Origin of the sequence: Pseudooceanicola profundi, from assembly GCF_050897955.1 — a bacterium.
Lineage (GTDB): Bacteria > Pseudomonadota > Alphaproteobacteria > Rhodobacterales > Rhodobacteraceae > Pseudooceanicola.
Genome location: NZ_JBPAXZ010000006.1, coordinates 64,423 through 82,443 on the forward strand (window position 1 = coordinate 64,423; position 18,021 = coordinate 82,443).

19 protein-coding genes are annotated in these 18,021 nt (G+C 60.0%); 14 read left to right on the plus strand and 5 right to left on the minus strand.

Annotation, left to right across the window (positions count from 1 at the left end; genetic code table 11):
• The first annotated feature begins 121 nt into the window (after positions 1 to 121).
• The 10 genes from iscR to ACRARG_RS20250 all read left to right on the plus strand — a co-directional run bounded on the left by iscR (position 122) and on the right by ACRARG_RS20250 (position 8,697).
• The gene (gene iscR, locus ACRARG_RS20205) at positions 122 to 604 is read left to right on the plus strand and encodes a Fe-S cluster assembly transcriptional regulator IscR (RefSeq protein WP_432691830.1); all 483 of its coding nucleotides are present in this window, start codon (positions 122 to 124) and stop codon (positions 602 to 604) included.
• Positions 605 to 772: 168 nt separating this feature from the next.
• Entirely contained in the window at positions 773 to 1,816 is a 1,044-nt protein-coding gene (locus ACRARG_RS20210) for a cysteine desulfurase family protein (RefSeq protein ID WP_432691831.1), read from the plus strand.
• A 29-nt stretch (positions 1,817 to 1,845) separates the two neighbouring features.
• The gene (sufB, locus tag ACRARG_RS20215) at positions 1,846 to 3,366 is read left to right on the plus strand and encodes a Fe-S cluster assembly protein SufB (RefSeq protein WP_432691832.1); all 1,521 of its coding nucleotides are present in this window, start codon (positions 1,846 to 1,848) and stop codon (positions 3,364 to 3,366) included.
• A gap of 36 nt (positions 3,367 to 3,402) precedes the next feature.
• The gene (locus tag ACRARG_RS20220) at positions 3,403 to 3,717 is read left to right on the plus strand and encodes a heavy metal-binding domain-containing protein (protein ID WP_432691833.1); all 315 of its coding nucleotides are present in this window, start codon (positions 3,403 to 3,405) and stop codon (positions 3,715 to 3,717) included.
• The gene (locus ACRARG_RS20225) at positions 3,714 to 4,313 is read left to right on the plus strand and encodes a class I SAM-dependent methyltransferase (protein WP_432691834.1); all 600 of its coding nucleotides are present in this window, start codon (positions 3,714 to 3,716) and stop codon (positions 4,311 to 4,313) included. The genes ACRARG_RS20220 and ACRARG_RS20225 overlap by 4 nt, the downstream gene beginning before the upstream one ends.
• A gap of 23 nt (positions 4,314 to 4,336) precedes the next feature.
• Entirely contained in the window at positions 4,337 to 5,095 is a 759-nt protein-coding gene (gene sufC / locus ACRARG_RS20230; protein WP_432691835.1) for a Fe-S cluster assembly ATPase SufC, read from the plus strand.
• Positions 5,092 to 6,411 carry a Fe-S cluster assembly protein SufD gene (gene sufD, locus ACRARG_RS20235; protein ID WP_432691836.1) on the plus strand — a complete coding sequence of 440 codons (1,320 nt, stop codon included), beginning with the start codon at positions 5,092 to 5,094 and terminating at the stop codon, positions 6,409 to 6,411. The genes sufC and sufD overlap by 4 nt, the downstream gene beginning before the upstream one ends.
• The gene (locus ACRARG_RS20240) at positions 6,411 to 6,896 is read left to right on the plus strand and encodes a YIP1 family protein (RefSeq protein ID WP_432691837.1); all 486 of its coding nucleotides are present in this window, start codon (positions 6,411 to 6,413) and stop codon (positions 6,894 to 6,896) included. Before sufD ends, ACRARG_RS20240 begins: the two co-directional genes overlap by 1 nt.
• Complete coding sequence (locus tag ACRARG_RS20245) at positions 6,893 to 7,477, plus strand: YIP1 family protein (protein WP_432691838.1); 585 nt, start codon at positions 6,893 to 6,895, stop codon at positions 7,475 to 7,477. Before ACRARG_RS20240 ends, ACRARG_RS20245 begins: the two co-directional genes overlap by 4 nt.
• Positions 7,477 to 8,697, plus strand: coding sequence for a SufS family cysteine desulfurase (locus ACRARG_RS20250; protein WP_432691839.1), 1,221 nt, complete (start codon positions 7,477 to 7,479; stop codon positions 8,695 to 8,697). The genes ACRARG_RS20245 and ACRARG_RS20250 overlap by 1 nt, the downstream gene beginning before the upstream one ends.
• A gap of 18 nt (positions 8,698 to 8,715) precedes the next feature.
• Here ACRARG_RS20250 and ACRARG_RS20255 read toward each other — a convergent pair whose 3' ends face one another.
• The 3 genes from ACRARG_RS20255 to ACRARG_RS20265 all read right to left on the minus strand — a co-directional run bounded on the left by ACRARG_RS20255 (position 8,716) and on the right by ACRARG_RS20265 (position 12,736).
• The gene (locus ACRARG_RS20255) at positions 8,716 to 9,282 is read right to left on the minus strand and encodes a TetR/AcrR family transcriptional regulator (RefSeq protein WP_432691840.1); all 567 of its coding nucleotides are present in this window, start codon (positions 9,280 to 9,282) and stop codon (positions 8,716 to 8,718) included.
• A 234-nt stretch (positions 9,283 to 9,516) separates the two neighbouring features.
• The gene (locus ACRARG_RS20260; RefSeq protein ID WP_432691841.1) at positions 9,517 to 12,156 is read right to left on the minus strand and encodes a hybrid sensor histidine kinase/response regulator; all 2,640 of its coding nucleotides are present in this window, start codon (positions 12,154 to 12,156) and stop codon (positions 9,517 to 9,519) included.
• Positions 12,157 to 12,178: 22 nt separating this feature from the next.
• Positions 12,179 to 12,736 (minus strand): putative pterin-binding protein, encoded by a 558-nt coding sequence (locus ACRARG_RS20265; RefSeq protein WP_432691842.1) that lies wholly within the window; start codon positions 12,734 to 12,736, stop codon positions 12,179 to 12,181.
• 141 nt (positions 12,737 to 12,877) lie between these two features.
• Between ACRARG_RS20265 and ACRARG_RS20270 the strand changes: the two genes are divergently transcribed.
• The 4 genes from ACRARG_RS20270 (at position 12,878) to ACRARG_RS20285 (ending at position 17,234) form a co-directional block, all read left to right on the plus strand.
• Complete coding sequence (locus ACRARG_RS20270) at positions 12,878 to 13,471, plus strand: response regulator (protein WP_432691843.1); 594 nt, start codon at positions 12,878 to 12,880, stop codon at positions 13,469 to 13,471.
• A 96-nt stretch (positions 13,472 to 13,567) separates the two neighbouring features.
• Positions 13,568 to 15,643: a methyl-accepting chemotaxis protein gene (locus ACRARG_RS20275; protein WP_432691844.1), complete on the plus strand. Its 2,076-nt coding sequence runs from the start codon at positions 13,568 to 13,570 to the stop codon at positions 15,641 to 15,643.
• 14 nt (positions 15,644 to 15,657) lie between these two features.
• On the plus strand, positions 15,658 to 16,692 hold the full coding sequence (gene cheB, locus ACRARG_RS20280) for a chemotaxis-specific protein-glutamate methyltransferase CheB (protein ID WP_432691879.1): 1,035 nt from the start codon (positions 15,658 to 15,660) through the stop codon (positions 16,690 to 16,692).
• Positions 16,693 to 16,727: 35 nt separating this feature from the next.
• Positions 16,728 to 17,234 (plus strand): chemotaxis protein CheD, encoded by a 507-nt coding sequence (locus ACRARG_RS20285; protein ID WP_432691845.1) that lies wholly within the window; start codon positions 16,728 to 16,730, stop codon positions 17,232 to 17,234.
• A gap of 2 nt (positions 17,235 to 17,236) precedes the next feature.
• Here ACRARG_RS20285 and ACRARG_RS20290 read toward each other — a convergent pair whose 3' ends face one another.
• Together ACRARG_RS20290 and ACRARG_RS20295 are read right to left on the minus strand one after the other, a co-directional pair.
• On the minus strand, positions 17,237 to 17,635 hold the full coding sequence (locus ACRARG_RS20290; protein WP_432691846.1) for a hypothetical protein: 399 nt from the start codon (positions 17,633 to 17,635) through the stop codon (positions 17,237 to 17,239).
• Positions 17,635 to 18,021 (minus strand): response regulator, encoded by a 387-nt coding sequence (locus tag ACRARG_RS20295; protein WP_432691847.1) that lies wholly within the window; start codon positions 18,019 to 18,021, stop codon positions 17,635 to 17,637. The genes ACRARG_RS20290 and ACRARG_RS20295 overlap by 1 nt, the downstream gene beginning before the upstream one ends.

An 18,021-nucleotide genomic window follows, 5' to 3' on the forward strand; every position in this document is an offset into this window, starting at 1 on the left:
GAAAGATTCTAAAGGCTGCAGCGCGGCCTTGGCTATAGGGCTGGAAGCGAGATAAGCGCTTGTTCCGGCGGCGTCAATCAATTCGGCCTGCTCTGCTGCCGTGGGACCGGGAGATTCGGGTATGAAGTTAAGCACCAAAGGGCGATATGCGATGGTGGCGCTGGCAGATATGGCCTTGCAGCCCGGCGAAGGACTGGTGACGCTGACGGAGGTGTCGCGGCGCCAGCAGATTTCGCTGCCTTATCTGGAACAGCTGTTCGTGAAGCTTCGGCGGGCCGGGCTGGTAACCTCGGTCCGGGGGCCGGGCGGCGGTTACAGGCTGGCCCGGCCGGCAAGCGAGATCCGAATTGCCGAGGTTCTGGGCGCGGTGGATGAGACGATTGATGCGATGCACAAGGGTGCGGGCGCATCGGGCGGTCTGTCGGGATCGCGGGCGCAGTCGGTGACAAACCGGCTGTGGGAGGGGCTTTCGGCGCATGTCTATGTGTTTTTGCATCAGACGCGGTTGTCGGATGTTGTCGGGAATTCCCTGGCGCCCTGTCCGGCTGTGCCAAACCTGTTTGCCGTTGTCGATGAGGTCGATGAGGGGGAGATCTCGGCGTGAGGGGCACCCGGGGATATCGCCTGCGGCGGGGTGTTGATACGCGCCTGCGGCGGGGTGTCGATAATCGCCTGCGGCGGGCGGGGGCGGGGAGGCGCTGCCTCCCCCTTGCGCCTTTGGCGCAATTCCCCCTCCGGGATATTTCCGGCAAGAAAAAGTCCGGGGGCCGGAATGGCTGAACGGGTCTATCTGGATGTGAATGCCTCGATGCCTCTGCGGGAGGAGGCGCGGGTGGCGATGATCGGGGCCATGGATCTGGTTGGCAACCCGTCTTCTGTTCATGCGGAGGGGCGGGCGGCCAAAGCTTTGCTGGAGAAGGCGCGGGCGCAGGTCGCGCGGGCCTTCGGGGCGGAGGGGGCGGATGTGGTCTTTGTCTCCGGCGCGACGGAGGCCGCGGCTTTGGCGCTGGCGGGGCGCGGGCTGCATGGGGCCGAGGTCGAACATGATGCGGTGCGCAGTCATGTTGCCTGTGACTGGGGTGTCGATGGCGACGGCGTGGTTACGGTTGGTGACCCCGCGACAGGTGTCCTGCAGCTGGCGAATTCCGAAACCGGGGTGATCCAGCGGCTACCCGAGGGGCTGGTGGCCAGCGACGCGACCCAGGCTTTTGGCAAGATTCCGGTGGCCTTCAACTGGATGGGCTGTCAGATGGCGCTTATATCGGCGCATAAGATTGGCGGGCCCAAGGGGGTCGGAGCGCTGGTGATCCGCCGGGGCACGGATCTGGCGGCGCAGATCACCGGGGGCGGGCAGGAAATGGGGCGGCGCGCCGGGACCGAGAACCTGATCGGGATCGCCGGGTTCGGCGCGGCAGCCGAGGCGGCGCTGGCCGAGCTGGAGAGCGGGGCCTGGGACCGTGTGCGGAAGATGCGGGATGCGCTGGAAGCGCGGCTGCTGGACGCCTGCGATGTGGAGATTGCCGGGCGCGCTATGGAGCGGCTGCCCAATACTTCCTGCCTGATCACGCCGGGCTGGAAGGGTGAGACGCAGGTCATGCAGATGGACCTGAAAGGGTTTGCGGTATCGGCTGGGTCGGCCTGTTCAAGCGGCAAGGTCCGCGAGAGCGCTGTTCTGAAGGCCATGGGATATGATGCGGCGGCGGCGTCGGGGGCGATCCGCGTCTCCATCAGCCCGGCCGTGACGGAAGACGAATTGATGCGCTTTGCCGATATCTGGCTGGCGCAGAGAGACAAGCATCGCGCCCGGGCCGCCTGAGGCCCCCTGCGCGAAGGAAGGAAGATGAGATGAGCACGATGGAAGAGCCGCAGGTCAAGGATGGTGTCGATCAGGAGACGGTCGATGCGGTCAAGGCGATCGGGACCTATAAATACGGTTGGGATACCGAGATCGAGACCGATTACGCGCCGATGGGGCTGAACGAGGATATCGTGCGGCTGATCTCGGACAAGAATGGCGAGCCGGAGTGGATGCTGGAATGGCGTCTGCAGGCCTTCGAGCGCTGGAAGGCGCTGGAGGAGCCGGACTGGGCGATGATCGATTATCCGGAGATCGACTTCCAGAGCCAGTATTACTACGCCCGGCCCAAGAGCATGGCGGAAAAGCCCAAATCGCTGGATGAGGTCGATCCGAAGCTGCTGGCGACCTATGAAAAGCTGGGGATCCCGCTGAAGGAACAGATGATCCTTGCCGGTGTCGAAGGGGCCGAAGATGCGCCGGCGGAGGGCCGCAAGGTCGCCGTTGATGCGGTGTTTGATTCCGTATCGGTGGGCACGACCTTTCAGGCGGAGCTGAAGAAGGCGGGGGTCATCTTCTGTTCGATCTCAGAGGCGATCCGGGAGCATCCGGAGCTGGTGAAGAAATACCTCGGCTCCGTCGTGCCGGTGTCGGACAATTTCTATGCGACGCTGAATTCGGCTGTGTTTTCCGACGGCTCGTTTGTTTATGTGCCGCCGAACACGCGCTGCCCGATGGAGCTGTCGACCTATTTCCGGATCAATGCCGAGAATACCGGCCAGTTCGAGCGGACGCTGATCATCGCCGACAAGGGCTCCTATGTGAGCTACCTCGAAGGCTGCACGGCGCCGCAGCGCGATACCTCGCAGCTGCATGCGGCGGTGGTGGAGATCATTGCCGAAGAAGATGCGGAGGTGAAATATTCCACCGTTCAGAACTGGTTCCCGGGCGATGAGAACGGCAAGGGCGGCATCTATAACTTTGTGACCAAACGGGCCGATTGTCGGGGCGACCGATCCAAGGTGATGTGGACACAGGTGGAGACCGGATCCGCCGTGACCTGGAAATACCCCTCCTGCATCCTGCGCGGCGATGACAGCCAGGGCGAGTTCTATTCGATCGCCATCACCAACAATTACCAGCAGGCCGATACCGGCACGAAGATGGTGCATCTGGGCAAGAACACCAAGTCGCGGATCGTGTCCAAGGGCATCTCCGCGGGCCGGGCGCAGAACACCTACCGGGGCCTCGTCTCCATGCACCCCAAGGCCACGAACAGCCGGAATTACACGCAGTGTGACTCGCTGCTGATCGGATCGGACTGCGGCGCACATACGGTTCCGTATATCGAGGTGAAGAACAACTCTTCCCGCGTGGAGCATGAGGCCACGACGTCGAAGGTGGACGACGATCAGCTCTTCTACTGCCGCCAGCGTGGGATGGACGAGGAAGAGGCCGTCGCGCTGGTTGTCAACGGGTTCTGCCGAGAGGTTTTGCAGGCCCTGCCGATGGAATTTGCCATGGAAGCACAGCAACTTGTGGCGATTTCGCTGGAAGGGTCTGTTGGGTAAGACGGGCGTTTCTGCCGCGGTCGGAAAGGGTTTCAGATGATCATCACCACGACAAACAATATCGAAGGCAAGACGATCACCGACTACCGCGGCATCGTGGTCGGCGAGGCGATCATGGGCGCGAATGTCGTTCGCGATTTCTTTGCCGGGATCACCGACATCGTCGGCGGGCGGTCGGGGGCCTATGAGGCCAAGTTGCAGGATGCCCGGGACACTGCCATGCGGGAGCTTGAGGGCCGCGCGCTGGCGCTTGGCGCCAATGCCGTTGTCGGTGTTGATCTGGATTACGAGGTGGTGGGAGAGTCGATGCTGATGGTGTCGGTCTCCGGCACGGCGGTGGTGATCGCATGAATGACGCGGCTCCCATCCAGCGTCCGGAGCTGACCCTGCCGGAGGAAGAGGCCGTCGCGGTGCGCGCGGCTTATGCCAAGGCGAAGGTCATCCTGGAGTATGGCTCCGGCGGGTCGACGGTTGTGGCCTCTGAACTGCCGGGCAAACAGGTCTGGAGCGTGGAGAGCGATCCGGACTGGGCCAATATGATGCGCGGCTGGTTCGCGGCGAACCCGGGGCAAAGCCCGGTGACGATTGTGCATGCCGATATCGGGCCGACCGTGGAATGGGGCTATCCCAAGCGGCCGAAATTCTGGGCAAATTATCCGGGCTACCCGCTGGGGGTCTGGACCGATGGCGAAATGCCGGCGCCTGACACGGTGCTGGTCGATGGCCGGTTCCGGGTGGGCTGTGCGCTCGCGACGGCCTTCATGACCGAAAAACCGGTCAAACTGCTGTTTGACGATTACACGCCGCGCAAGGCCTATCGCGCGGTCGAACAATACCTCGGCACGCCCGAGATCGTGGGGCGCATGGCGCTCTTTGACGTGACACCGCTGGAGTTCCCGAAACGGGATCTCCTGAAGGTTATCAAGCTGATGTGTGCGACCCTGTGAGGGCCGCAAGGAAGGAAAAGACGATGCTGAAGATCGAAAACCTGCATGTGAAACTGGAAGAAGAGGACAAGCAGATCCTCAAGGGCGTGAACCTGGAGGTCGAGGCCGGCAAGGTGCATGCGATCATGGGGCCAAACGGGTCGGGCAAATCGACCCTGTCCTATGTGCTGTCGGGCCGGGACGGCTATGAGGTGACGGAGGGTGCGGCGTCGCTCGAAGGTGCGGACCTGCTGGAGATGGAGCCGGAAGAGCGGGCGGCTGCCGGTCTGTTCCTTGCGTTCCAGTACCCGGTGGAGATCCCCGGCGTGGGCAATATGACCTTCCTGCGCACCGCGCTGAATTCGCAGCGCAAGGCGCGCGGTGAGGAGGAAATGTCGGCGGCCGATTTCCTGAAATTCGTGCGCGAAAAGGCCAAGACGCTGAAGATCGACGCGGAAATGCTGAAGCGTCCGGTCAATGTCGGTTTCTCCGGCGGTGAGAAAAAGCGCAACGAAATCCTGCAGATGGCCGTACTGGCGCCAAAGATGTGTATCCTGGACGAGACCGATTCGGGCCTCGACGTCGATGCGATGAAACTGGTGTCGGATGGTGTGAACGCGCTGCGGGACGAAGGCCGCGGGTTCCTTGTGATCACCCATTACCAGCGTCTGCTTGACCATATCAAACCGGATGTGGTGCATATCATGGCTGATGGCCGGATCATCAAAACGGGTGGTCCTGAGCTGGCGCTTGAAGTTGAAAACAACGGCTATGCCGATCTGCTGGCCGAGGTGCAGGCATGACGGCAGCAAAGAAACTCAGCCCCGCCCGCCAGCGGCAGGCAGAGCAGCGCCAGCAGGAGACGGAGGCGCGTCTCGCGGCGCTTGGTGATCTGCCTGCCGGTGGCTGGTCGGCTGCGGCGCGGAAATCGGCGCTGGAGCGTGTGCTGGCCGATGGCCTGCCGCATGGCCGCGACGAATATTGGAAATTCACCAAGCCTGCGGCGCTGACCGCGTCGCGGCCTGTGCCCGCGCCGGCGTTTGAGGCGAGTGAGCCGCCGATCTTTGGTGAGGTCGACAAGATCTCGCTGGTCTTTGTCGATGGCGTCTTTGATGCGTCTCTGTCGGACGATCCGTCACTGGCCGGGGTGAAGATCGACCGTCTGGCCGATGTGGCAGGGGCCGATATTCACTGGGCCAAGGATGTCTATGGTCAGCTTGAGGCGAACGGGCAGGTGCCTGTCGCGCGTCCGCTGGCCGCGCTGAACACGGCCCATGCGACCGATGGTGTGCTGATCCATGTCACGGGCAAGGCGGCAAAGCCGATACATCTGGTTTATGAACATAGGACCGAAACCTCCGATGCGCTGCTGCACCATGTGGTGAAGCTGGAGGAGGGGGCGGAGCTGACGCTGCTGGAAAACGGTCCCGCCGCCGCGCGGTTCAACAAGGTGATGGAGGTCGATGTGGCCGATGGCGCCGCCTTCCATCATATCCGGGCTCAGGGGCGTGATCATGAGCGGACGGCGGCGACGCATATCTTTGCGCGGCTGGGAAAAGAGAGCACGTTCAAGAGCTTTACCTTCACCGCCAATGGTCGTCTGACGCGCAATGAATGCGTGATCGAGCTGACCGGCGACGATGCCGTGGCCCATGTGGCTGGCGCCTGTGTCGGGGACGGTGACTTCCACCATGACGACACGGTTTTCGTGACGCATGACGCGCTCAACTGCGAAAGCCGTCAGGTGTTCAAGAAGGTGCTGCGGAACGGGGCGACGGGCGTCTTCCAGGGCAAGATCCTGGTGAAGGAAGGCGCGCAGAAGACCGACGGCTATCAGATCAGTCAGTCGCTGCTGCTGGATGGGGAGAGCCAGTTCCTGGCCAAGCCCGAGCTTGAGATCTATGCCGATGACGTGGCCTGTTCACATGGCTCCACCTCCGGTGCGATTGATGAAGAGGGGCTGTTCTATCTGCGCTCGCGCGGTGTGCCCGAAGGTCCGGCAACTGACCTTCTGACCATCGCCTTCATCGCCGAAGCGGTGGCTGAGATCGAGGATCCCGCGCTGGCAGAGGAAATCCTTGGCCGGGTCGAGGCCTGGCTGGCGCGCCGTCGCGACTGATGTCGGTCATTGCCGATATCGCGGCCACCTATCGGGGGCCGGTGCCGGTGTTGCGCCGGCGTCTCGCCGGTGGTCAGCGGGAGGATCGGGCGCTTGCCGTTCTGATGGCGGGCTGCCTCATCCTCTTCATTGCCCAATGGCCGCGTTTGTCGCGGGAGGCCTTTGTGACCGGCGCAGATCTGAATGTGTTGATGGGGGCGTCGCTGATGGCGCTGGTGTTCATTTTGCCGCTCATTCTCTACGGTCTGGCGGGCATAGGCCATGTCCTGTGTCGCGCTTTTGGCGGTCAGGGGGCCTATCACTCGGCGCGCATGGTGCTGTTCTGGGCGCTTCTGGCCTCGGGTCCGGTGTTCCTGTTGAACGGCCTCATGCAAGGGTTCGCCGGGCCGGGTTTGCAAACATCGCTGACCGGGCTTCTGGCGCTTGCGGTCTTTCTGTGGTTCTGGCTAACCGGCGTTGTGGCGGTTGAGAAGGGACAGCTATGAACAGCGGAATGCTTCAGGCGCTGGTCAAAGATACCGTGCTGGAACCGGCCAAGGCTGCGCGCCAGGTGCTGGATTTTGAGGTCGCGCCAAAAGCCGTCTGGCTGGGGCTGGTCCTTATCGTTGTGCTTAACGGACTTTTCTACGGGTCGCTTCTGCCGCATGCAGGGGGCCCGCTGATGCCGGCTGCGATTGTAGAGTCGCCGCTCCGGCTGACCGGGGCCGTGGGCGCGATGCTGTTTGTCACGATCTATCTTCTCATGTTTGGGGGGCGGCTGTTCGGTGGGGCGGCATCGCTTCTGGATATGGCGCAGATCATGGTCTGGCTGCAGGGGCTGCGCCTGATCCTTCAGCTGGTGGTTCTGGTTCTGTCGCTGGCGGTCCCGCTTCTGGGCTGGTTGCTTTCTGCGGTTGCCGGGCTCTGGGGCATCTGGGTGCTGGTCAATTTCATTGCGGTCGCGCACCGGTTCGAAGCCCTCAAGGCTGTGGCCACGCTGGTTCTGGCCTTTGTGGTCATGATCGTCGGGCTGTCGGTGCTGATTGCCACGGTCAGCGGTGTGCCCCCGCAGGCAGGAGAAATCTGATGTACGATGTGTCCGCGATCCGGCGCGATTTTCCGATCCTCTCCCGAGAGGTGAATGGCAAGCCGCTGGTTTATCTGGATAATGGCGCGTCGGCGCAGAAGCCACAGGTCGTGATTGATGCGATCACCCGCGCGTATTCGCAGGAATATGCCAATGTGCACCGCGGCCTGCATTACCTGTCAAACCTCGCGACGGAAAAATATGAAAACGTGCGGGAGATCGTCCGCAAGTTTCTGAATGCCGGCCGGGAGGAGGAAGTCATATTCACCTCCGGGACGACAGAGGCGATGAACCTGATCTCCTACGCCTGGGCCGCGCCGCGCCTGACGGCGGGGGATGAAATCGTGCTGAGCGTGATGGAACATCATGCCAATATCGTACCCTGGCATTTCCTGCGGGAACGGCAGGGTGTGGTGCTGAAATGGGTCGATATCGACCCGGACGGGTCGCTGGATGCGCAGAAGGTCATCGATGCGATGGGACCCCGGACCAAGATGGTCTGCCTGACGCAGATGTCCAATGTCACGGGCACTGTGGTGGATGTCGCTGCGGTCTGCGCGGCTGCGCGGGAGCGGGGGATCGTGTCGGTTATCGACGGCTCTCAGGGGGCTGTGCATAATCCGGTCGATATGCAGGCCATGGGCTGCGATTTTTATGCGATCACCGGGCATAAGCTCTACGGGCCTTCGGGGTCCGGCGCGCTTTATGCACGGGCGGAGCGGCAGGCCGAGATGCGTCCCTTTATGGGCGGCGGCGATATGATCCGGGAGGTCACCAAAGACGCGGTCCACTACGCCGATCCGCCGATGAAATTCGAGGCGGGAACGCCCGGCATTGTACAGACGATCGGGATGGGTGTGGCGCTCGACTATCTCATGGGGATCGGCATGGACCTGATCGCGGCGCATGAGGCGGAGCTGGCGCGCTATGCCTCGAACCGGTTTCAGGGGCTGAACTGGCTGCAGATTCAGGGGACGGCTCCGGGCAAGGGCGCGATATTCTCGTTCACGCTCGACGGGGCCGGGCATGCGCATGATGTGTCCACCATCCTGGACAAAAAGGGCGTCGCCGTACGGGCCGGTCATCATTGCGCGGGGCCCCTGATGACGCATCTGGGGGTAACGGCCACCTGTCGTGCGTCTTTCGGCATGTACAATACGGTCGATGAGGTCGACGTCCTGATTGATGCGCTGGAGCTGGCGCATGACCTGCTGGCCTGACGGGCCGGTAGGTCGAAATCAGGTCATGACGGCCGAGGCCAGAATGTCTCCACAGGCCACAAGTCCAACGGAACTGCGCTGCGCCCTTGCACGCGCGGTCGCCCCGTCCAGAGCGGCCAGAACAGTTGTGGCCAGCTCTGTCGTATTGGCGGCACCGCCGGCGGCCAGCGCGGAGGAGAGCTGCTCCGACGCGGTGCGATAGGCAAGAGAGACGCGCGCCCGTAACGCGGTTTCCGATTCCTCGACCTCCTGCGCCAGCAGCGACAGCAGCGCGCCCTGACGGTAGGAATGGCTTTCCAGCCAGGCTGCGGTATCTGCAAACAGGCGCCGGATCTGTTTCTCGGCAGGTATATTTCCCGATGTGGCGCGGTCAAACCGCTCCGCCATGTCCTGGCTTAGCCAATCGACGGCCGCAATCGCCAGTTCCTCTTTTCCACCCGGAAAGTGGTGGTAGAGCGAGCCTTTGGGAACGCCCGCATGGCTCAGGATCGCAGCGATTCCGGTGGCGTGATAGCCCTGCGTCTGAAACAGGGTCAGAGCGGTCCGGATCAGGCGTTGCCGGGTTTCCTGGCCTTGGCGTGTCATGTTGCGATGCTGACCTGACGAACGGGGCGCTTACTGACCCGTGGTGCGGCAAGGCGCGCGTGGCCGGGCCGGAGTGTCGGCGCGGATCCCAGATGGACCAGCTGTAGGGCCTTGTTCCATTGCTTGGTCATGGCGGCTGATCTTTTCCCGGCGGCGTCACTGGACCTCTTGGTCTAATGCTGGACAATCGCGCGCGGTCAGGTCAAGGGCCAATCGGCAGAAGAGCGGGGGCGTTCAGGTTGCTGCCCGCGTCTCGACCGCGTCGATCAGTTTTCCTCTGGTCATGTCCCAGGCGGCAGAGGCCCTGGCCAGCGGTTCTTCTGCGGGCAAGGCGCTGCGGAATGCCATTTCCGCACGAACGAGTTCCGTATGCAGCGCGGAAAGGTTGAGATAGGCGGCGACCCCGGCCAGATCATGACAGGCGTCGGCAAGGCCGGTCATGTCCCGGGCACTGCCGGTTTCTTTCGCCGAGAGCAGACGCGGCAGGGTGCTGTCGATCTCCTGGACCATGCGGGGGATAATCTGGCTGGCCGTTTCCTGACCAAGGGTTCGGATCAGGTCGCCGGCCGGTTTCACGTCGGCCGTCACGACCGGGGTGGCAACCTGCGGGGCAGGCGCCGCAGTGACCAGCGCGATTTCCGCCCGCAACTGGTCCTTGTTCAATGGTTTGTGGAGGATGGCATCCATGACCTCGGCCGCCCCGGTTTCGACAAGGCTGCTGTCTATATGGGCCGTGAGGGCCACGATGCGGGTTTGCCGATTGCATCCGTTTTGCTGATCCCGGATCTGGCGCGCGGCTTCGATCCCGTCCATGACCGGCATGGAGACATCCATGAGGATCAGGTCAAACGCATGTGTCGCCGCCAGATCGACGGCCTGGGCGCCGTTTCTGGCCTCCGTCACATGATGACCGTCGTTTTCAAGGATCTGGCGCGCGATGAAGCGGTTGGTCTCATTGTCTTCAACCAGCATCAGACGCGCCGGTGTGGTGGTGGCCGGAAGGAGCGGCGCGGGTGCCGGGGCCTCTTCCAGCGCAGTCTCCTCCGGCAGATCGAGCGTCAGCCAGAATACGGTGCCTTCGCCGGCGATACTTTCCACATTGATCGTGCCGCCCATGGCGTGGATGATGTTCCGGGTGATGCCGAGGCCAAGCCCCGTGCCGGGTATCTGACGATCCAGAGCGACGTTGGACCGGAAAAAATCGTCGAAGATGCGGCTGGTTTCGTCCTCGGTCATGCCGAATCCGGTGTCCGACAGCCGGATCTCGACCTGGTCGCCCGCCTGCCGGCTGACTTCGAGACTGATCTCTCCGTTTTGAGTAAATTTGACGGCATTGGACAGCAGGTTGGCGATCACCTGGCGGAGCCGGTCCGGGTCACCACGGACATACCCGATGCCACCGGTATCGAGAGTGATGCTGTTGCCCTGTTCGCGCGCCGGGATACTGGCGGTACGCACCTGCGTTTTCAGCAGCGTCTCAAGACAGAAGCGTCGGACGTTCAGTCGCAGGCCGCGCTCGATCTGGGTGATGTCCAGCACGTCCTCGACCAGGGTCAGAAGGCTTTCCGAAGATGCACGCAATACAGGAAGATAGGGCGCAAGCGTTGTGGCGATGCGGTCGTCGGTTTCGGAAGCTTTTGAGATGAGTTCGATCGCACCCATAATGCCGTTCAGCGGGGTGCGCATTTCGTGGCTGACCGTCCCGAGGAACCGCGCCTTGGCCCGTTCGGCGGCGCGGGCGCGATCGCGGGAGTCCAGCAGTTCGGTCTCGGCCGCGATCTGATGGGTGATATCCCGGATCACGCAGACACAGGTGCGGCGGTGGCCTGATGACAGGCCAAGTGACATCTCAACGGGAAACTCCGCGCCGTTCCGGTGGATTGCCGTCAGGCGCATGCCCGAGGTCCGGCCGGTTCGCGCCGCCTGGAACAGGTCCCGGCCGGTTACCGGTGGCGATTGCTCCGCTCCGGTCTGCCTGACGATAACCCCGATACGTCGCCCCAGCAAAAGGTCTTCGGTCCGGCCGAACATGTCCATCGCGGCGCGGTTGGCGCTGATGAGAATGCCGTTGCCGTCAATCACGGCAATACCGTCGCGGGAGGTATTGAAAATGGACTCCAATTCAGCAGATACGGCCAGATTTTCCTGCAGCTGCGTATCTGACCTGGCGGCGATGCGTCGGAACTGAACCGCAAATGCGGCAAGAACAAACAGAAGGAAGGTTGTCGCGATGGCAAGGCGTTGCAGGACGACCGCGATCTGGGATCGCTGCGCATCGGACATGATGGCCAAGGCCTGATTGCCGCGCGTCATCAAATAGCGAGTGGTGTCGCGAAGCGGGGCAACCCGGCGTTGAAGCGCTTCCAGTTCGGTTGCAACGGCGGCGTCGGGCAGATCAAGTGTCGTGCTCATGCCCTGTATCTCATCCGCGACGTCCTGAAAGATTTCCTGTGTGCCGGCGCGATCAAATGCTTCCTGATAGATGGCGCTTTCGCGCATCGTCTGGAGCCGTGAATACAGGATGTCGTATCGTCTGCGGAGGTTCGTCAGCTCTGTTGGTTCGGGAGCTTTGTCTGAGGGGGTCGCGGCGATGTTGAGCGCCAGTGCAAATTCAAGATACTCGACCTCGAACTGGGCGAACGTCCATTGGATGTTGTCGCGGGGAGAAGAGGCGAGGTCGCGCAATTTGGCGCGTACTTCGGTCAGAAGAAAGAGAACGACGGCAGTTGCGATGCCCAGTAGAACAGTAAGCGCCAGGACCCGGAACAGCGCAAAATGGCGCGCTGTCAGGTCACGCGCCGTGCTCTGATGCCTTCGGCTGGATGGAGGCTGGTTCTGCGCTGATTGGCCGGTTTCGCCTTCCTGGCGCGGCATGTGGTGCCCTTGCTCTGAATCGTCATGGAACGACGTTAATGTCTTCTAGCTGCCAGATCGAATTCGCGTAGATTTTTTCATTCTGATACTCCGGTCCGCTGTCGTATGGGTATACCAGCCAGAGGGGGCCTTTGTCCCTAAGTGTCATGGGGCGGCCGTTCCGATCGTAGGCCAAAATGGCTTTTGATGTCATCAATTCCTCAACCGGGATGGTGATCTGGTAGGCGTTGGCGGCTGTCAATTGCAGCCGACCTTCGTCGATATCGAGGTAATCCAGAAGCCACGCGACCGATACACCCGTGAAATGCTGTGTACCCTCTGTCCAGATCGTGGTGGTGGAAAAACTCTCTGCAGGTAGGCCGCGCAGACCGCCATCGGAAAAACTGAAGCTGTGCCTGCCGGTCATGACAGTAAGTCTTAGCGGATCGTCGTCGGAATAGGTAAAGGTGTCGGCCTGAGACGTCGAACCAAGCGCGATCAGCACGCCGGTGACGAGCACGCATAGCGCAGCGTGTCCAATATTCTTGATCGTTGTGATCAAAGACCCTTTGGTGCGGAGGTTTCGCGTCAGTGCAGTCATAGCCGTCCCCGTGTCAGTGCTCCGGTTCGGTTCATAGATGATAAAAGGTTGCTGTGAGATGAACGCAGGGGCAAGTGATATGGAGCTTGCCTGTTCTTCTGTATAGGCTACGAACCAGGAACGCGAAGGGAAGCGCAAAGAATGTCCCATCTCTTGTTAGCGGACGACCATGATCTGGTCCGCGAAACCATTGCAGAATATCTAAGGCGTGCCGGTGGCTTAGACGTTTATTGCGTCGGTTCCCTGACAGAAGCCCGTACGGCGCTGGAGACGCTCGGCGGCACTGACCTGGTGCTGCTGGATTATCGCATGCCCGGGATGGAAGGGCTGGCCGGGCTTGCCGATATCCTGGCACTGGCGGGGTCCGCTCCGGTGGCGCTTCTTTCCGGGGCAGCCGGCCCGGCGGTCATCCGGCAGGCGATTGACCTTGGTGCAGCAGGTTTTTTGCCCAAAACTCTGTCGCCGCAGGATCTTGTTCTGGCCGTGAACACCCTCTTGCGGGGCGAGGTCTATCTGCCCGATGAGATGAGCAATGGTCGGCCTCTGGGGCTCACGCGTCGTGAGATCGACGTGTTGAAAGGCTTGGCAGAAGGTTTGTCAAACAAGGAGATAGCGCGGGACCTTGGCGTGCAGGAGGTGACGGTCAAACTGCATGTGAAGACCCTGTCGCGCAAGCTGAATGCCCGCAACCGAACCCATGCGGCAATGCTGGCGCGGGACGAAGGCCTCGTGTGACGGGCTTCCTCTCGGGTATTAAATCAATTTTCACCTGCGGTGGCGATAACGACGGACGATCGGGTCGCCTTTCGGCCCACGACACAGGGAGTTGTCATGTCTGCCGAAGCCAGGGTGCTGTCTCGCCGTAATATACTGGTCTACAGTCTTTCGACCGGGGCGATCTGGCCGCTACCTGCGATCGCCCAGGCAGAGGCGACGCGGACGATTCCCGGAAATATCGTTTTGTTTGTGTGCCTTGGCCTCCTGGCTGGTGGAGCGGCGCTGTGGATGGGGGCAATCCTGTCCCGGCTGACCCGTCAGATTTCAGCACTGGAGGGCGGAGATCTGGCCGCGTTTCCGGAACCCTCGCTGACCTGGCCTGCGGCTCGGGTCTTTGCCGCGACAGAAGGTTTGAGGCATAAGATGACGGACTGCCTGGAGGCGGAGAAGCAGCTAAAGCATGTTGCGTCGGCAACCGGCGCGACCTCGGCCGCATTGATGACGACCGATGCGAACTTCACCATTACTTACGTCAATGCCGCTCTGGTCTGTCTCGTCCGCGACAGGATTGGGGATTTCCGCACAATAGACCCTGAGATCACGCCGGACGGGCTTGTCGGTTTGAACATGGACCGTTTTCACAAAGTGCCCGGACGGATCCGTGAGATGCTCTTGCAGCCTGACAGGCTACCGTTTGTGACGGATATCCGGCTCGGTTCGGCTGCCCTGCAATTGAAACTCAATGCGATCGAAACAGACAGCAACCTGCGTGCGGGTCTTGTTGTGGAATGGATTGATGTCACAGAACGCCGGCGGGAAGAATCTATCTTGAAGGCGATCGAATCCGACCTGCTCAGCGCGGAATTCTCAATGTCGGGAAAATTCCTTCGCGGGAGTCCGCAGTTCAAGGCTTTGGCGGGACAGTCCGGCGACCTGTCCCTGGTTGAGACCTTCCAGTCCTGCGAGTCAGGCCCTGACGCGCATGGCGTGATCGAGCGTTTGGTTGAGGGGAACTCGTGTCAGGGGCGCTTCCTTGTCTCCGGTAAGGAAGAGAGATTTGCAGAAGGCGCCTTCTTTCCTATTTTGGACCGCGAAAGCAGACCCTCTGCCATAGCTTTCATCGGGTCTGATGTAACAGAGACAACGTTGTCCTTGCGATCAGCCGAGCGCGATCAGCTGCTTTCGGTACAGCGACAGGCCGACCTTGTTGACGCGCTCAGCCTGGGACTTTCGGCGATTTCCGACGGCGATTTGTCCCATCGCGTTACGGCCGAAGTGGCAGAGGAATATCGGCAGATCCGGACTGATTTCAATTCGGCAGTCCAAAACCTCTGCAACGCGCTCGGTTCGGTCGCAACTGAATCTTCGCTCATGTGCGATCAGACCGAAGAAATCGTCAAGGCGGCAGATGATATGGCGCGTCGGACGGAACAACAGGCGCTTACCTTGCAGGCGACGGCGGGGGCGCTCGATCAACTTACATCGAATATCGCAGACACGGCCCAGGGCGCGTCCCGCGCGAATGAATTGGTTTCAAAAACCAGAAAGACGGCCGAGGACTCGGGTGCTGTTGTTGGAGACGCAGAAAAGGCGATGTCTTCGATCGCGGCGTCCTCGACCGAAATCGTGAAAGTGATCAGCGTCATTGATGACATAGCCTTTCAGACCAACCTGCTTGCACTGAACGCCGGTGTTGAAGCCGCCCGCGCTGGTGAGGCGGGGCGGGGCTTTGCCGTTGTCGCAACAGAAGTTCGCGCACTCGCACAGCGTTGCTCGGGCGCGGCGGCGGAAATTGCGGACCTCATCTCAACTTCGGAACATCAGGTCGCAAGAGGCGTCGAACTCGTATCCCGCGCAAATTCAGCCCTGCAGGACATCGCGATATCTGTGTCCGAAATTTCTGTCCACATACAGGAGATCGCCCGGGCCGGTGAGGAGCAAAGCAGCGGGTTGCGTCAGGTTAACGATTCAATACTGAAGATCGATCAGACCACGCAACGCAATGCCGCGATGTTCGAGGAAACGAACTCGGCCGCACATGCTTTAGCGACCCGAGCGCAGGGTCTTCTGGTTTCCACCGGTCAGTTTCACACCAGTGGGGTCCGGAATGTGGATGGCCCGCACCTCAGGCATGCAACAGTTGGGCAGGCATCGGGCACCGTAGGAACGGGGTGGGGGGATCAAGTTTGAGCCGGTCAATTGCCATGGGATCACGATGCAATATTCTTATAGTAGATGACTCGGCCGTAATCAGAAATGTGTTGAGCCACGCACTCTCTCAGCATCCTGCTATCGCTGTGGTCGGAACGGCGGCTGATCCCTACGAGGCGCGCGAAAAAATAAAGCTACTGGACCCGGATGTCTTGTTGCTGGATGTGGAAATGCCGCGCATGAACGGCCTCGACTTTCTCGAGCGGCTGATGCGTCTTCGACCGATGCCGGTCATTATGTTTTCGAGCGTGACTGCAGAAGGAAGCAGGGCAGCCGTCCATGCTTTAGCTCTGGGCGCCGTAGATGTTCAGGTCAAACCGACAACGGGTTTGAACGACGAGACTATTCAAAGGTTGTCCCGAAGCATTTTAGCAGCCAAGGCTTCGAAACTGCGCTTGCAACATAATAGGGAAGGTGTCGATCCGAGCGCACCTTCCATACCGTCCATTAAATGGAACGGACGCACCGTTTTGATAGGTGCCTCGACGGGCGGAGTAGCCGCAATCGAATACATCCTTAAAAATCTTCCGGTCGGCGGTCCACCCATCATCATCGCTCAGCATATGCCAAAGAGCTTTTTGACCAGTTTTTCTGAGAGGTTGGCCACGGAAACACTCCACCAGGTGGAAATCGCCGATGATGGAGCCAAGATCGAAAAAAGCCATGTTTACGTGGCCCCCGGTGGGACCGTGCACACGGGTGTCAGGAAAGATGGAAGTGGTTTGAAAATATGTAACTTTGAAGGTCCACGGACCAACGGGCACTATCCATCCGTAGATGAATTGTTCAAATCCGCGACCAATTTCGCCGATAAAATTGTTGCAGTTCTTTTAACCGGTATCGGTACCGACGGTGCAAGCGGGATCGCGAAGCTGCATGAGGCCGGCGCTGTCACACTTGGCCAGGACGAACAAACGAGCGTTGTGTACGGAATGCCCCGCGCTGCGATGGAGCGTGGGGCAATTACCAAACAATTGGCGCTTGGATCAATGCCACTTGAAATTGTGAAATTGTGTTCTGTAGCATAAGCACATACTGAATTTTTTACACCAGGGATCGGATTATGTCTGAGCACAATATATCAATTACCCAGGGTGAGATTGGTGTTGGAGGAGGGCCGGACACCGTGATCACAACGATACTGGGGTCCTGTGTGGCGGTATGTCTCTGGGATCCAGTGAATATGATTGGCGGCATGAACCATATTCTTGTCGCAAGAACAACTGTTAACGGCATGCCTTCGGATTTCGCCGGGGTCAATGCGATGGAATTGCTGATTAATGGTATAGTCAGGAAGGGCGGGGTGCGTGGAAATTTGTGCGCAAAGATTTTTGGCGGCGCTCGCATGGTACGGGGATTGTCGGATGTCGGGCAAGCCAATGGAGAGTTCGCTTTGAATTTCTTAAGCAGAGAAAACATTTCTTGCCTGAACGCTTCACTGGGGGGTACGACTGCGCGACAAATAAAATTTTATCCCGGGAGTGGGCGCGCGATGCAGAAGACAGTCAGCGCGATCCCTCAAGAGGAAATAATAACTCCGCCAGTCGGCAACGGCATGGAGTTGTTCTAATTTCACATTTGTTCGGGGTTGAACCAAATCTGATCTTCGCTGATATCCGATTTTTGCGATGCACTTGGCGATAATTTTTGGAGGCTAGATTCGAGCCTTACTGAAGACGCAAATGCGTTATAATTCGGTTCGGCTTGGGGGTTCCAGCCAAGCCTCGGTGCCATCATTTCGATGATGGCGCACAAGTCCGTCAATGATTGTGTCAAATAGTCAAGTCTCTGAATTGTTTGAATGGCTTCGGAGCTGAGCTCGCCTCTTTCTGGCAGGTTTCGCGTATAGGTATTCTCTAGGCCAACCGCAATTTCTTGCATTTCGATGGCGTTCCCAAGAAGAAGGCTCAACGCTCGATCGGCGGGTATGATCTCTTCTCCGTTTCCCGTGGTGTCAGATGTGCGGGGCATCAAATTCTACCGACCACCGCTTCTATGCAATTTTGTAGCCCGCCAACGTCAAACGGCTTTTTGATGAAGTTGTTCATCCCCAAAGCGCGTCCTTGGTCGATGATGGCTTTGTCCGCTTTACCTGTAATCAAAATAAACCCAACCCCTTTTGTCTTCGGTGCGCTTCGCAGCCGTTTAAGAAGTTCAAGACCGTTCATGTCAGGCATATTATAGTCGGAAATGACTAGGTGAACGGGTGATCGTTCAATCTCTATGATTGCGGATGGCCCATCGCTTGTAGCGCTGACATTCTTTATACCAAACGTGTCCAGAGCCTGGGTGATGAGCCCCCTGCTGGTCGATGTGTCGTCAACCACCATTACTCTAAGTTTATCTCTTAGGGCCAT

Excerpts from the sequence above, each read along its gene's own strand:
- iscR (WP_432691830.1), top strand. The coding sequence starts at position 122 with ATGAAGTTAAGCACCAAAGGGCGATATGCGATGGTGGCGCTGGCAGAT.
- ACRARG_RS20210 (WP_432691831.1), top strand. The coding sequence starts at position 773 with ATGGCTGAACGGGTCTATCTGGATGTGAATGCCTCGATGCCTCTGCGG.
- sufB (WP_432691832.1), top strand. The coding sequence starts at position 1,846 with ATGAGCACGATGGAAGAGCCGCAGGTCAAGGATGGTGTCGATCAGGAG.
- ACRARG_RS20220 (WP_432691833.1), top strand. The coding sequence starts at position 3,403 with ATGATCATCACCACGACAAACAATATCGAAGGCAAGACGATCACCGAC.
- ACRARG_RS20225 (WP_432691834.1), top strand. The coding sequence starts at position 3,714 with ATGAATGACGCGGCTCCCATCCAGCGTCCGGAGCTGACCCTGCCGGAG.
- sufC (WP_432691835.1), top strand. The coding sequence starts at position 4,337 with ATGCTGAAGATCGAAAACCTGCATGTGAAACTGGAAGAAGAGGACAAG.
- sufD (WP_432691836.1), top strand. The coding sequence starts at position 5,092 with ATGACGGCAGCAAAGAAACTCAGCCCCGCCCGCCAGCGGCAGGCAGAG.
- ACRARG_RS20240 (WP_432691837.1), top strand. The coding sequence starts at position 6,411 with ATGTCGGTCATTGCCGATATCGCGGCCACCTATCGGGGGCCGGTGCCG.
- ACRARG_RS20245 (WP_432691838.1), top strand. The coding sequence starts at position 6,893 with ATGAACAGCGGAATGCTTCAGGCGCTGGTCAAAGATACCGTGCTGGAA.
- ACRARG_RS20250 (WP_432691839.1), top strand. The coding sequence starts at position 7,477 with ATGTACGATGTGTCCGCGATCCGGCGCGATTTTCCGATCCTCTCCCGA.
- ACRARG_RS20255 (WP_432691840.1), bottom strand. The coding sequence starts at position 9,282 with ATGACACGCCAAGGCCAGGAAACCCGGCAACGCCTGATCCGGACCGCT.
- ACRARG_RS20260 (WP_432691841.1), bottom strand. The coding sequence starts at position 12,156 with ATGCCGCGCCAGGAAGGCGAAACCGGCCAATCAGCGCAGAACCAGCCT.
- ACRARG_RS20265 (WP_432691842.1), bottom strand. The coding sequence starts at position 12,736 with ATGACTGCACTGACGCGAAACCTCCGCACCAAAGGGTCTTTGATCACA.
- ACRARG_RS20270 (WP_432691843.1), top strand. The coding sequence starts at position 12,878 with ATGTCCCATCTCTTGTTAGCGGACGACCATGATCTGGTCCGCGAAACC.
- ACRARG_RS20275 (WP_432691844.1), top strand. The coding sequence starts at position 13,568 with ATGTCTGCCGAAGCCAGGGTGCTGTCTCGCCGTAATATACTGGTCTAC.
- cheB (WP_432691879.1), top strand. The coding sequence starts at position 15,658 with ATGGGATCACGATGCAATATTCTTATAGTAGATGACTCGGCCGTAATC.
- ACRARG_RS20285 (WP_432691845.1), top strand. The coding sequence starts at position 16,728 with ATGTCTGAGCACAATATATCAATTACCCAGGGTGAGATTGGTGTTGGA.
- ACRARG_RS20290 (WP_432691846.1), bottom strand. The coding sequence starts at position 17,635 with ATGCCCCGCACATCTGACACCACGGGAAACGGAGAAGAGATCATACCC.
- ACRARG_RS20295 (WP_432691847.1), bottom strand. The coding sequence starts at position 18,021 with ATGGCCCTAAGAGATAAACTTAGAGTAATGGTGGTTGACGACACATCG.